General features: G+C 67.2%; 12 protein-coding genes and 1 pseudogene. 12 read left to right on the forward strand and 1 reads right to left on the reverse strand.

Features of this window, described 5'->3' with window-relative positions; translation table 11 throughout:
• Positions 1-232 precede the first annotated feature (232 nt).
• From OMK73_RS22560 to OMK73_RS22610, 11 genes and pseudogenes are all read left to right on the forward strand, one after another.
• The gene (locus tag OMK73_RS22560; RefSeq protein ID WP_267604004.1) at positions 233-400 is read left to right on the forward strand and encodes a pilus assembly protein; all 168 of its coding nucleotides are present in this window, start codon (positions 233-235) and stop codon (positions 398-400) included.
• Between the two features lie 765 nt (positions 401-1,165).
• Positions 1,166-1,723: a hypothetical protein gene (locus OMK73_RS22565; RefSeq protein ID WP_267604005.1), complete on the forward strand. Its 558-nt coding sequence runs from the start codon at positions 1,166-1,168 to the stop codon at positions 1,721-1,723.
• Between the two features lie 32 nt (positions 1,724-1,755).
• Positions 1,756-1,944, forward strand: a complete 189-nt coding sequence (locus OMK73_RS22570) for a hypothetical protein (protein WP_267604006.1) — start codon at positions 1,756-1,758, stop codon at positions 1,942-1,944.
• An 82-nt stretch (positions 1,945-2,026) separates the two neighbouring features.
• Positions 2,027-2,554, forward strand: coding sequence for a prepilin-type N-terminal cleavage/methylation domain-containing protein (locus OMK73_RS22575; RefSeq protein WP_324291759.1), 528 nt, complete (start codon positions 2,027-2,029; stop codon positions 2,552-2,554).
• Positions 2,485-3,057 (forward strand): GspH/FimT family pseudopilin, encoded by a 573-nt coding sequence (locus tag OMK73_RS22580; RefSeq protein WP_267604007.1) that lies wholly within the window; start codon positions 2,485-2,487, stop codon positions 3,055-3,057. Before OMK73_RS22575 ends, OMK73_RS22580 begins: the two co-directional genes overlap by 70 nt.
• Positions 3,058-3,125: 68 nt before the next feature.
• Entirely contained in the window at positions 3,126-4,244 is a 1,119-nt protein-coding gene (ribD, locus tag OMK73_RS22585; RefSeq protein WP_267604008.1) for a bifunctional diaminohydroxyphosphoribosylaminopyrimidine deaminase/5-amino-6-(5-phosphoribosylamino)uracil reductase RibD, read from the forward strand.
• A 74-nt stretch (positions 4,245-4,318) separates the two neighbouring features.
• A pseudogene (locus OMK73_RS22590) lies at positions 4,319-4,947 on the forward strand (riboflavin synthase).
• Positions 4,948-5,246: 299 nt separating this feature from the next.
• Positions 5,247-6,359 carry a bifunctional 3,4-dihydroxy-2-butanone-4-phosphate synthase/GTP cyclohydrolase II gene (gene ribBA / locus OMK73_RS22595; protein ID WP_267604009.1) on the forward strand — a complete coding sequence of 371 codons (1,113 nt, stop codon included), beginning with the start codon at positions 5,247-5,249 and terminating at the stop codon, positions 6,357-6,359.
• 64 nt (positions 6,360-6,423) lie between these two features.
• On the forward strand, positions 6,424-6,927 hold the full coding sequence (gene ribH, locus OMK73_RS22600) for a 6,7-dimethyl-8-ribityllumazine synthase (RefSeq protein ID WP_267604010.1): 504 nt from the start codon (positions 6,424-6,426) through the stop codon (positions 6,925-6,927).
• Positions 6,920-7,441 (forward strand): transcription antitermination factor NusB, encoded by a 522-nt coding sequence (nusB, locus tag OMK73_RS22605; protein WP_267604011.1) that lies wholly within the window; start codon positions 6,920-6,922, stop codon positions 7,439-7,441. Before ribH ends, nusB begins: the two co-directional genes overlap by 8 nt.
• Positions 7,442-7,573: 132 nt before the next feature.
• The gene (locus OMK73_RS22610) at positions 7,574-8,755 is read left to right on the forward strand and encodes a pyridoxal phosphate-dependent aminotransferase (RefSeq protein WP_267604012.1); all 1,182 of its coding nucleotides are present in this window, start codon (positions 7,574-7,576) and stop codon (positions 8,753-8,755) included.
• Between the two features lie 86 nt (positions 8,756-8,841).
• On the opposite strand, the gene OMK73_RS22615 is transcribed toward OMK73_RS22610, so the two are convergent.
• Positions 8,842-9,918 (reverse strand): lytic transglycosylase domain-containing protein, encoded by a 1,077-nt coding sequence (locus OMK73_RS22615; RefSeq protein ID WP_267604013.1) that lies wholly within the window; start codon positions 9,916-9,918, stop codon positions 8,842-8,844.
• 632 nt (positions 9,919-10,550) lie between these two features.
• Between OMK73_RS22615 and ubiD the strand changes: the two genes are divergently transcribed.
• Positions 10,551-12,080 carry a 4-hydroxy-3-polyprenylbenzoate decarboxylase gene (ubiD, locus tag OMK73_RS22620; protein WP_267604014.1) on the forward strand — a complete coding sequence of 510 codons (1,530 nt, stop codon included), beginning with the start codon at positions 10,551-10,553 and terminating at the stop codon, positions 12,078-12,080.
• Positions 12,081-12,176: the final 96 nt, after the last annotated feature.

Consider the following 12,176-nt stretch of genomic DNA (forward strand, 5'->3'; position numbering starts at 1 on the left):
CGCTCAGCAATGGCGCGTCCGGGGTGGATGCCCGCCTTGCTGCGTGGCCACCGCCGGGCCAATGCGGCACTGGCCCGCAGCGGGGGCTTTGCCGGCCTGCCCCGAACATGCCGCCGCCATGGGTGGGTTGGCTCGATTCGCGCCGTGCGGATGAGGCCACCGGCATCGCGATGGGCACGTTCAGCGGCGTTACCCTGCCCGCGTTGCCCCCGGAGCGGCTGGCGCGGGAACCATGCCGCGATACGTTGCCGAGTTGCTGCACGAGCGCCCTCCTGGCGAATGGCTGGGATCCGGCTACGCGTCGGGCACGGGATCGCGGCCGCGTTTTCGCATAACGGCGCTGGGCATGGGGCGCGACGCGGCGGTACGCCGCTTGCTGCAAAGCGAGTTCCAGCCATGACGCGCACCGCCCGGTTCCACTACTCGCTGACTGCGCTCGCCGCCGGCCTGCTGCTTGCTGGCACGGCACAGGGCGCGGGGAGCACACCACCTCTCCTGGTACCACCTCCCGCGTGGATGCCTGGCTGGCCGGGCCACGCCGAGTTCGTCGTTCAGCACGGCGCGCGCGCTGCGCTGGTCTGGCTGGGCACGCGCGACGGCCTGCTGCATGCGTTCGACGCCAGGTCCGGCGAGGAAGTACTCGCTTACCGACCGCGTGCATTGCTCAAACGGGGCGCCGCGCCCTGCCCCTATCCCGAGGCGGCGGATGTCTCGCTCGAATCCGGTCGCTGGCGCACTGTGCTGCTGTGTGGCCTCCCGGCTCCCGCTACCGGCGCGCACGCAAGCGTCTTCGTCCTCGACATCACCAATGCCGCAGCGCAGCCGCCACTGGAGGCCCTCTGGGAAGCCAATGCATCCGACGCGCTGCCGCTGGCGCCGTCAGGACCCGTGCGCGCATTGGCGCTATCCACGCTTGAGGGGCCTAGCTGGTATGCCATGGTGATGCTCGCCAGCGCACACGGGCGCAAGACCCGGCCTGGCGAGCCGCAACGCGATCCGCCATGGCGGCCCGCCGGCATCGCCATGCTGCCGCTCGGCAAACCCGCGGGCGCCTTGGCAAGGACCCCACGCGATACTGCGGCTTCACCTGCCCGCCAGCGGTTGCCGGAACGGCGAGCCCAGCCCGGCCCTGCTGGCCGCGAGCATCCTGCCCGACGCTGCCGGCGTGGCTTTGGCGGCTTATGCGGTGGATGCCGCCGGTGGGCTTTGGCGCTTCGACCTGCGCGGCGCGCCGCCATGGCACGATGGCGACCGGCGGGTGCGTTGCATTCACCGCGCAGAGAATCCAGTGCCCTTGCCGGCGCCATCCGCCAGCGCAGACGCGATCGTGCCGCCTGTCCTCATCAGCGGTTCCGGTGGCCATCTGGTGGTGTACGGCCACGGCGAACGCATCACTGCCGTATTCGACAGCACAGCCCTTTCAAGCACAGGTAATACCGACCGCAGCGCCGCGCTCATCGCGGCCCAACCCCACGGGGGCGGCGTGGTGCTGCGCCGGCAGCCTCACAAGCGGGCTACGCAAGGCGGGGCCGCATCCACCGCTGGCTGGCACTTGCCTCTTCCCAATCCCGGCGAGCGCCTGGACCGGTTTCTCCCCGCCGACCCGGGATACCTCGGCTTTGTCACCCGGACGCCCGACGCGCGCCAGCGCGCGTACCTGATCCACGCGCTGAGCGGCGAATCCACTACCAGTGCGCAGGCGGGCGGCCCCTCGCCCACGTAGCAACCGGACTCGGCGCGAGCGCCAGGGCGGCAGTGGTTCTCCAACGCACGGCACTGCCGCCGGAGCGATCCGCGCAACCAGGGACCACCTCGCGCGAGGCCGTTGCGCTCACGCTCTGGTCACTGGAGGAAGGAAGCGCCGTGCCACTCAACCGCACCATCGCGAGCCGCCGCACCGGCCGCCTGAGCTGGCGCGAGCTGATCCGCGCCGGCCCGCCATGAGGCCCCGATATTCCCGATCGATCCGCTGCGACAAGCCACGTCCTTCCGTCCGCAATGGCGGACGCGCCCCGGAGACACGTTCATGACACCCTGCCCTCGCCCGGGCGGCTTCACCCTGCTCGAGTTGCTGATCACGCTGACTGTCTCCGCGATCCTCATGGCGATGGTGATGCCTGCCTGGCACCAGCACATGGCACGCGGCTGGCGCGCCGAGGCGCGCAGCGCACTGATCGGCGTGATGCTGGACCTGGAGCGCCACGCGCTCGCCACCATGAGCTTCGCCGCCCAGCCGGGCGGCGCCACGGTGGGCCGGCAAGTGGCCGCAGCCGGTGCCCGCCCAAGCGGCGCGCCCGCGTCATTGGATCAACGCCAGCGCCTGCCCGGGCAGCGGGCTGGCGCATTGCGTGGAGCTGCGTGCCGTGCCGCTGACGCCGGATGCGTCATGCGGCACGCTGATACTGCGCAGTACCGGCGAGTGGCTCGCGCAGCCCGCCTTTGCCGCGGAGCCGGTGCCGCTGCCCCAGGCGTGCTGAGGCGGCCATGCGTCGGATCTGGCACCCGCACTGGCGCCGGCATTCGCGTCGCGGCGCAACGCTTGCCGAGCTGCTGACCTGCGTGGCCGTGCTGGCCATCCTGGCAGCGCTGGCTTTCCCGTCCTGGCAGCGCTTGCAAGCGCGCCAGCAGGTGATGCTGGCGGCAGACCGCCTGGCCGGCTCGCTGGCGGTGGCACGCTCCGCCGCCGTGGCCCGGCGATCCGACGTGATACTGACGCCCTTGCCGGGTGCCTCGTCGCTGGATCATGGCTGGCGGCTGGCACTGGCGCCAGGGGGCGAGCCTGGCCAGGACAATGCCGGCTTGCTTGCGGTCGTCGAACTGCGCAACGCCTGCCTGCGCATTGCCCTGCGCTCCACCACGCAAGGCAGCAATACGCTGCGCATGACAGCTGTGGGATACTCTCGCTCAGAGCAAGGCGGGTTCCTCGCTGCCACCTTCACCGTTTCCTGCCAGGGCGAACAGCGGCAGCTAAGGCTCGGTGCTCACGGCCGCGTCCGTCTGTGCACGCCGGGGCAGGATGCCGATTGCGGCGACCTTGCACAGTCCGCGCCGCCCTGACACCAGAAGACTGAAACCGTATCCAACGCATCAACTCACCGCCCGCGCGGCAGGAAGCACCAGGCCTCATGTTCTCCGATACCGACCACGCAGCCATGGCACAGGCTCTCGCGCTCGCCGAGCGTGGCATGTACACCACCACGCCCAACCCGCGCGTTGGCTGCGTTTTGTCCAAGGACGGCAAGATCATCGGCCAGGGCTTCACCCAACCCGCCGGGCAGGATCACGCCGAGATCCAGGCGCTCAAGGATGCCGCGGCGCGCGGGAACGATCCCAAGGGTGCCACGGCCTTTGTCACGCTCGAGCCCTGCAGCCATTTTGGCCGGACGCCGCCCTGCGCGGACGCGCTGGTGCGCGCCGGCATCGCGCGCGTGGTGGCGGCCATGGAAGACCCGAACCCGACGGTTTCCGGCCGTGGCTTGCAGCGGCTGCGCGAAGCCGGCGTGGACGTGCGCTGCGGCTTGCTCGAAAAAGAAGCACGCGAGCTCAACATCGGCTTTGTCAATCGGATGACGCGCGGCCTGCCCTGGGTGCGTGTCAAGGTGGCTGCCTCGCTCGACGGCGGCACCGCGCTGCACGACGGCAGCAGCCAGTGGATTACCGGCCAGGCGGCGCGCGACGACGGCCACGCCTGGCGTGCGCGCGCCAGCGCCATCCTGACCGGCATCGGCACCGTGCGAGACGACAACCCGCAGCTCAATGTGCGTGCCGTTGACACGCCGCGCCAGCCACAGCGCGTGGTGGTGGATTCCCGGCTGGAGATTCCCCTGGACGCGCGCCTGCTGACGCCGGACACCGGGGACTTTGCCAAGCCGGTGCTGGTGTTCTGCGCCTTTGACGATACGGCGCGCCGGCGCGCCCTGGAAGCCCGCGGCGCGGAAGTGGTGGTGCTGCCCAATCCGCACGGCAAGGTGGAATTGCGCCACATGCTGGAAGAGCTCGGCCGGCGCGGCGTCAACGAGCTGCACGTGGAAGCCGGCTTCAAGCTCAACGGATCGCTGATCCGCGAGCATTGCGCCGACGAGCTGCTGATCTACCTGGCGCCCAAGCTGCTGGGCGACGCGCAAGGCATGTTCCAGTTGCCGCCCCTGGCGCGGCTGCAGGACGCCGCGGCCTTCCGCTGGCACGACGTGCGCATGATCGGCGAAGACCTGCGCCTGATCGCGCGCCGCGCCGATCACGTCTGATCACCTGCCGGTAAAAACGAATCGGCTCCACACCTGCTAGCATGCGTGTTTTCCCATCGCATCACGCATCGATCATGTTCACTGGCATTGTCGCGGCCGTCGGCCGCATCGAAACCGTTTCCCCGCTGGGCGCCAGCGAAGCCGCAGCCGATGCCGGTGTGCGCCTGCGCATCCGTGCCAGCGGGCTGGACCTGTCCGATGTCATCCTTGGCGACAGCATCGCCATCCAGGGTGCCTGCATGACGGTCATCGCGCTGGACGGCGACGCCTTCGACGTCGATGTCTCCCGCGAATCGCTCGACAAGACCGCTGGCCTGGACAAACCCGGCCGGGTCAACCTGGAGAAGGCGCTGACCCTGGTCGACCGCCTCGGCGGCCACCTGGTCTCGGGCCATGTCGACGGGCTTGGCGAAGTCACGCACTTCGCGCCGGTGGGCGAGTCCCATGAACTGCGCGTGCGCGCCCGCGCGAGCTGGGACGCTACCTGGCCTACAAGGGGTCGGTGGTGGTCAACGGCGTGTCGCTGACGGTCAACAAGGTCATCGACGACGAAGACGGCTGCACGTTCTCGATCAACCTGATCCCCCACACCATCGAAGTCACCACGCTGCAGGATCTGAAGCCCGGCGCGCGCGTGAACCTGGAGATCGACCTGATCGCGCGGTACGTGGAGCGCATGTTGAGCGCCCCGAAACCCGCCTGACACGCGTCCTTTCAGCACCCCGCCGCCTGGCAAGGCCACCTGACTTGCCGCCGCCCACCGTCACACGGAGGGCCTTCGGCATTGGCCCGGCAGGCGCCGCGCGCCCTGCGGCGCCCGGTTGACGTACAATATTGGGCCAGACCGCTGCCGCAGCCAGCCGGTATACCGCAAAAGCGCGCAAAAGTGCGTCAAAGCGGGTATCGGCCAGATTGCACCGGCAGCCGGCCAGCAAGCCATCCCGCCCGAAATTCAGCCAGAATTCCAGCCCAAACTTCAGCCAGCTTCCCAGCCTGCAAGCCATGACAATCGCCCGTACAGAAGAAATCATTGCCGAAATCCGTGCCGGCCGCATGGTCATCCTGGTTGACGAGGAAGACCGCGAGAACGAGGGCGACCTGGTCCTGGCCGCCGATTTCGTCACACCGGAGGCGATCAACTTCATGGCCAAGTACGGCCGTGGCCTCATCTGCCTGACACTGACCGCCGAACGCTGCCGCCAGCTCGAGCTGCAGCCCATGGTCAGCCGCAATGGCACGGTGCACGGCACCAACTTCACGGTGTCAATCGAAGCGGCGGAGGGCGTCACGACCGGCATCTCGGCGGCCGACCGGGCCCGCACCGTGCAAGCCGCGGTGGCCAAGGATGCCCGTGCAGCCGACCTGGTCCAGCCCGGCCACATCTTCCCGTTGACGGCCCAACCCGGCGGCGTGCTGATTCGCGCGGGCCATACCGAAGCCGGTTGCGACCTGGGCGCCCTGGCTGGCCTGACGCCGGCCGCCGTGATCTGCGAGATCATGAAGGACGATGGCACCATGGCGCGCCTGCCGGACCTGATCGAGTTCGCGCAAGAGCATCACATCAAGATCGGCACCATTGCCGACCTGATCCACTACCGCAGCCGCACCGAGAGCATCATCGAGCGCGCCGGCGAGCGCACCATGCAAACGCCGTATGGCACGTTCCACAGCATCATCTATCGCGACAAGCCGAGCGGCCGCGCCCACCTGGCGCTGGTCAAGGGCAACCCCCAGGCCGATCGTGAAACGCTGGTGCGCGTGCATGAGCCGCTTTCCACGCTGGACCTGCTGGAAGTGTCGCGTACCACGCACTCCTGGAGCGTGCCCGCCGCGCTCGAGGCCATTGCGCAGTCCGAGCATGGCGTGATGGTGTTGCTGAACTGCGGCGACACGGCCGAACAGCTGTTCACGCAGTTCTCGGCGCTCGACGCGCCGCAAAACCGCCCGCGCGTGAAGCCGGACCTGCGCACCTACGGCACCGGCGCCCAGATCCTCAAGGATCTCGGCGTGGGCAAGATGCGCGTGCTGGCATCTCCGCTGAAAATGCCGAGCATGACCGGCTATGACCTTGAAGTGACTGGCTACCAGCCCATGAGCGGCGGCCAGGCTAACTGAACTACCGGATACACGGCAGCCGCGAACCTGTCGCTGGCCGCCACCCGAACCCAGGAGAATAAAGATGGATCACGGTTTCTACCCCAGCAACCTCGAAGGTGAAGGCCTGCGCATCGGCATCGTGCAAGCGCGCTTCAACGAGCCGGTTTGCGCCGAGCTGCTTGAAGCCTGCGTCGCCGAGCTGGAAAAGCTGGGCATCGAAGGCGAGGACACCCTGGTGGTGACCGTGCCGGGCGCGCTCGAAGTGCCGCTGGCGTTGCAAAAGATGGCTGAAAGCGGCCAGTTCGATGCGCTGGTCGCGCTGGGCGCGGTCGTGCGCGGCGAGACCTATCACTTCGAGCTGGTCTCGAATGAATCGGGCGCCGGCATCAGCCGCGTCGGCCTGGACTTCAATGTGCCCATCGCCAACGGCATCCTGACCGTCGACACCGACGCCCAGGCCCATGCCCGCACCCGCGAGAAGGGCCGCGACTGCGCTCGCGCCGCGGTGGAAATGGCCAACCTGGTCTCCGCGCTGGATTCGCTGCGCAGCCAGGAAGCGGATGAAGACGAGGACGACGATGAGTGACACGCCCGAAAGCAGCAACCCCGCCGGCAAGCCGGCGGACGACGCCGGCACCAAGCCCGTCGCCAAGACCGAGCCCAAGGCAGCGCCCAAGAGCGCGCGCCGCCGCTCGCGCGAGCTCGCCCTGCAGGGCCTCTACCAGTGGCTGCTGAACCGCAACGATACCGATGCGATCCAGGCCCACCTGCACGACGCCCAAGGCTTCAACAAGGCTGACCGCGAGCACTTCGATGCACTGCTCAATGGCGCCATCCGCGAAGAAACCCGGCTAACGGGCGCCTTCGAGCCGTTCCTGGACCGCCCCGTGAGCGAGCTGTCGCCGGTCGAGCGTGCGGCCCTGCTGATCGGCAGCTACGAGTTGATCCACTGCGTGGACATCCCGTACAAGGTTGTCATCAACGAAGCCGTGGAACTGACCAAGACCTTCGGCGGCGTGGAAGGCTACAAGTACGTCAACGGCGTGCTGGACAAGCTGGCCGCCAAGGTGCGCGCGCCGGAACTGGCCGCCCGACGCTGAACGGCGGCAACCGGCGCCGTTCACGGTGCCATGCTTGCCGTACCGACACCCGCTCCGGCGGGTGTTTTTACTTGTACTGCCCCCAACTCCGTCCAAATTCATTCAACCCAGCCCACCAAGCTTATTCCCACCATGGACCTGCAGCGCCTCGCCACCGCCTCCCGCCTTGCCAATATCGACGCCTTCCACGTGATGGAGCTGGCCAAGCAGGCCGCCGAACTCGAGCGCGCCGGGCGCCACATCATCCACATGGGGATCGGCGAGCCCGACTTCACCGCCGCCGAGCCCGTGGTGCGGGCCGCCGAGGCCGCCATGCGCCGCGGCGTGACCCAGTACACCAGCGCGCTGGGCATCGCACCGTTGCGCGAGGCCATCGCCGGCTATTACAAGACCATGTACGGGATCGACATCCCGGCGCGCCGCGTGGTGGTCACCGCCGGTGCCTCGGCCGCGCTGCTGCTGGCCTGCGCCGTGCTGGTGGAGATCGGCGCGGAAGTGCTGATGCCCGACCCCAGCTACCCCTGCAACCGGCATTTCGTCGCCGCTTTCGACGGCCGCGCGAAGATGATCCCGAGCGGCCCGGCCCAGCGCTTCCAGCTCACGGCCGAGCAGGTGGAGACCCACTGGGGCGAACAGACCCGTGGCGTGCTGCTGGCGTCGCCTTCCAACCCCACCGGCACATCGATCCTGCCGGACGAGCTGGCGCGCATCCTGAAGGCCGTGCGGGCCCGCCAGGGCTTTGCCATCGTCGACGAGATCTACCAGGGCCTGTCGTACGACGCGCCGCCGGTATCGGCGCTGAGCCTGGACGACGACGTGATCACCGTCAACAGCTTCTCCAAGTACTTCAATATGACCGGCTGGCGCCTGGGCTGGCTGGTGGTGCCGGACGAACTGGTGGGCGCCTTCGAGAAAGTGGCGCAGAACCTCTTCATCTGCGCCTCGGCCGTTGCCCAGCACGCTGCGCTGGCCTGCTTCTCCCCCGAGGCGCTGGCGATCTACGATGCGCGCAAGGCGGAGTTCCACCGCCGCCGCGATGCCGTCGTGCCGGCGCTGGAGTCGCTCGGCCTGCGGGTGCCGGTCAAGCCGGATGGCGCCTTCTACGTCTATGCGGACTGCCGTGGCGTCAACCACCCGGCCGCGGGCGATGCCGACAGCCTGACGCAGGCCATGCTGCACGATGCCGGTGTGGTGCTGGTGCCGGGCCAGGACTTTGGCCCCTTCACGGCGAGCGACTACATCCGGATTTCCTACGCGACCTCGATGGAGAACATCGAGGAGGCCATGGCCCGCCTGGGCAAGTTCTTCGCCTGAACGCCAGCCAGAGCCGTCGCTGCAACGAAAAAAGCACCCGGAAGGGTGCTTTTTTCTGCGCTGCCCGAGATGTGAAGATCCCTGGATCAGGCGCTTTTCGGAACGTTGCCTGCCGCTTCCAGTTTATCGCCGGCCGTGCCGTGATGATGCTCGGCCTGAGCCTTGGCATCCGCCGTCACTTCCGGCTTGGCCGACACCGGCTCAGCCGCGACGCTGCGCACGCCCGGCAGCTGGCGCAGGCGGGCGCGCTCTGCCAGCACCTTGGCGCCATAGCCGCCATCGGTGTTGGTGGTCGCCGCACCCACGTAATACTTCAGGCCGCCTTCCAGCGAACCGGCGCGGGCGATGCAGTCCTTGAGCACCAGCGCGCCGATCTTGATGTTGGCGTACGGGTTCAGCGCGGCTGCTACGCCGCCCACGGCCTCGTACTTGTCCTGGTGGACCTTGGTCATCACCTGCATCAGGCCCTGGGCACCCACGCCGCTCTCCGCGTACGGATTGAAGCTGGACTCGATCGCGATCACGCCCAGGATCAGCAACGGATCGATACCGACCTCGCGCCCCGTCAGGTACGCGGCCTTCACCAGTTGCGCGGTAGCCTGCGCCGCCACGCGATACTTGCGAGCGATGTACTCAGCCACCACAGCCTGCTCGCGCGCGCTGCCCAGCGTGGCCGGATTGCGCGCGTCAAGCGCCACGCGCTGTGCCGGGATCTGCGCGGCCAGGTGGGCAACGGAGGGTACCTTGCCGGCGGGCTGCTGGCCCCAGTCGTCCGTGCCGGACACGGTCGGCAAGCCTGCGGGCTTGGACTGCGTGGACTGCGCCATCGTCAGGCCCAGCTTGGCCGCGGCCACATCGGCCGTGGACGCGGGCACTGCGGCTTCCATCAACACCGCGGGCGCTTCCTCGCCGGCCAGCGCACCGGCCAGGGCCGTACGCCATTCCTGGCTGACAGACAGCGATACCGCAGCGACTACAGACATGACCCCGAGACTGTTCAGGGCATATTTCAATGTTGCGCGACCGCTCCGTAAAGCGCGGCCAGCGACCGGATGCGCAAGGCGGACCTGCAATGCCCGACTCACTCCGGGTACCGGGTGTCTGAAACGGACCTGCAATGCCCGCCCGACTCCGGGAAGATGAAGGGTTTTCCAACCACTCATACTTACCTCCATCCGCTGCCCGCTTCGTGCCGCGCTGCTGCGCCGCACGCCCGTTGACCGCGTATTCAAGTAAGGATGCCGCGCCGCCTAGCAAAGACGTCCAGCACCTGTTGGTGGGCGCTCCCCATGCGCCCAACGAGAAACAGGGTAGGCTCTTGGGGGAGCCTGCCCTGCCGCGAACTACTCAAAGCACCCGGCCACGGCCGGGGCGATCGATCGAATCCGTCCTGCTCAGACGCATCCGTTCATATGATCAGATATGGATATTTCCCCACTAATCCCCTTGACAGGGCAGAAGAAAATGTGCTGCACCGCAACACTCCAACGAGCAGAACCGGATTGTAGGAACCCTTTTATACATCGTCAAGAATAACGTTTAGATAAAACAAAGCTTTTGGTTATATGTAACAAGGGTCTTTGACGCACTTTCATGCCCCCTCGATTGGGTAAATCTCAGTACTGGCAAAGCATAGAGGCCATCCCTACCGACCAAGGCAGAGTCAAAAAATTTACAATTTGGAGATGCAAATTGGGACGATTTTTTTGTGTCCCATCACTTTCATGTGAATATTGCTTCACACCACTTGCATGGACAGGTGCGCTAACGTGCCTGCGCCTCAATCGAATAAATCATGAAATACAACGACTTGCGCGATTTCCTGGGCCAACTGGAAGGCCTTGGCGAGCTGAAACGGATCGGTGCGCCGGTGTCGCCCAACCTCGAAATGACCGAAATCTGCGACAGGCTGTTGCGAGCCGGCGGACCGGCCGTCGTGTTCGAAAACCCGAGCGATCCGCATCGGCCTGGTCAGACTTATAGCGTGCCCGTACTGGCCAATCTGTTCGGCACGACACGAAGAGTGGCCCTCGGCATGGGCGTGGAAAGCCTGGCCGACCTGCGCGACATCGGCCGCGTCTTGTCGGCGCTCAAGGAACCCGAGCCGCCCCGCGGCCTGCGCGAAGCGGGCAAGCTGTTCACCTTGGCCAAGTCGGTGTGGGACATGGCGCCCAAGCGCGTCAGCAGCCCGGCCTGCCAGGAGGTGGTCTGGGAAGGCAACGACGTGGACCTGGCGCGCCTGCCGATCCAGACCTGCTGGCCGGAAGACGCTGCGCCGCTGATCACCTGGGGCCTGGTGATCACCAAAGGCCCGCACAAGAAGCGCCAGAACCTGGGCATCTACCGCCAGCAGGTCATCAGCCGCAACCAGGTGATCATGCGCTGGCTGGCGCATCGCGGCGGCGCGCTGGATTTCCGCGAGCACGCGCTGGCCAACCCCGGCAAGCCGTTCCCGATTGCGGTCGCGCTGGGCGCGGACCCCGCCACCATCCTTGGCGCCGTCACGCCGGTGCCGGACACCTTGTCGGAATACCAGTTTGCCGGCCTGCTGCGCGGCAGCCGCACGGCGCTGGCGGGCTGTATCACGCCGACGCTGTCCGAGCTGAGCGTGCCGGCCTCGGCCGAATTCGTGCTGGAGGGCCATATCCAGCCCGACCCGGATCACCCCACGGGCTACCAGCACGCGCTGGAAGGCCCGTATGGCGACCACACTGGCTATTACAACGAGCAGGACTGGTTCCCCGTCTTCACCATCGACCGCATCACCATGCGGCGCGACCCGATCTACCACTCCACCTACACCGGCAAGCCGCCCGATGAGCCGGCCGTGCTTGGCGTGGCGCTCAACGAAGTCTTCGTGCCGCTGCTGCAAAAGCAGTTCCCCGAGATCACCGACTTCTACCTGCCGCCGGAGGGCTGCAGCTACCGCATGGCCGTGGTGCGCATGAAGAAGCAGTACGCCGGCCACGCCAAGCGCGTGATGTTCGGCGTCTGGAGCTTCCTGCGCCAGTTCATGTATACGAAGTTCATCGTGGTGGTGGACGACGATGTCGACGTGCGCGACTGGAAGGAAGTGATCTGGGCCATCACCACCCGCGTCGACCCCGCGCGCGATACCGTGCTGGTGGAGAACACGCCGATCGACTACCTCGACTTCGCCTCGCCGGTATCCGGGCTGGGCTCGAAGATGGGCATCGACGCGACCGACAAATGGCCTGGCGAAACCACCCGCGAATGGGGTCGCCCGATCCAGATGGATGCCGCCGTCAAGGCACGCGTCGATGGCATGTGGGACTCCCTGTTCGAGGCCCGGGCCAAGGCGTGAAGGCGGGCGGCATGTAAGATCACGTTCGCCGGGGCGGCGATGCATGGCGTTGCTCGGCCCCAACTCGTATCGCCAGGTATCGCACAGCATCGCATC

The organism is Cupriavidus sp. D39 (assembly GCF_026627925.1).
Classification (GTDB): domain Bacteria; phylum Pseudomonadota; class Gammaproteobacteria; order Burkholderiales; family Burkholderiaceae; genus Cupriavidus; species Cupriavidus ulmosensis.